This is a genomic window from Arthrobacter sp. Cr_A7, from assembly GCF_029222765.1.
Lineage (GTDB): Bacteria > Actinomycetota > Actinomycetes > Actinomycetales > Micrococcaceae > Arthrobacter.
On record NZ_JARHXQ010000086.1, the window covers coordinates 1 to 976 of the forward strand.

The following is a 976-nucleotide window of genomic DNA, read 5'->3' on the forward strand; positions in this document are numbered from 1 at the left end:
CAGCCCCTGAACATGGCCAACCAGTTCGGCGTCATCGAGGTGGACCAGAACGATCCGCAGAAAATCGCGGCGTTCGTGGAAAAGCCGGCCAGCACCCCCGGCCTGGCAGCGGACCCCACCCAGTTCCTGGCCTCCATGGGCAACTACGTGTTCGACGCCGATGCGCTGGTTGCAGCACTGCATGTGGACGCCGAACGGCTGGACACCAAGCACGACATGGGCGGGGACATCATCCCCTACTTCGTCAACCAGGGCGAGGCCGGCGTCTACGACTTCACGCTTAACGAGATCCCCGGCTCCACCGAGCGCGACCGCACCTACTGGCGCGACGTCGGAACCATCGACTCCTTCTACGACGCCCACATGGACCTCATCTCCCCGCTGCCGGTCTTCAACCTGTACAACTCCGAATGGCCCATCTACACCCGGCAGAGCATCTCCCCGCCCGCCAAGTTCGTCCGCGGACAGAACAACACCGTTGGCACCGCCCTGGATTCCATCGTCTCCAGCGGCGTGGTCATCTCCGGCGGTGTGGTGGAAGGCTCCGTCCTCTCCAACGACGTCTTTGTTGCAACCAGCAGCCGGGTCATCGACTCCGTCCTGATGGACAAGGTGCAGATCGGTGAAGGGGCCGTGGTCAACCGCGCCATCATCGACAAGAACGTCAAGGTTCCCGCCGGCGCAGCCATTGGCCTGGATCCGGAGCTGGACCGGGCCCGCGGCTTCAAAGTCACCGAGTCCGGCATCACCGTGCTCGCCAAGGGCCAGGAAGTCCCGGAACCGGGCGAGGAAGAGCGGCAGCTGGCCGCGAAGAACCTCCACCTGGTTCCCAACGCCGTCAAGGCTGCCGCGGCCCAGTACCCTGACGTCCGCGAATCCGTTGACAAGGTGGCCCAGACGCATGCCGCGGCCGCCGCGGATGCCGTTCCCGGGGCGCGTCCCGGGGCGCGGATCTCCTAAACCCTCCAGGACTCTT

1 protein-coding gene is annotated in these 976 nt (G+C 65.3%); it reads left to right on the forward strand.

All coding sequences use genetic code 11. From position 1 onward, the window contains the following. On the forward strand, positions 1–960 hold a 960-nt coding region (locus P2Q66_RS05290; RefSeq protein WP_275726157.1), incomplete at its 5' end, for a sugar phosphate nucleotidyltransferase. Positions 961–976: the final 16 nt, after the last annotated feature.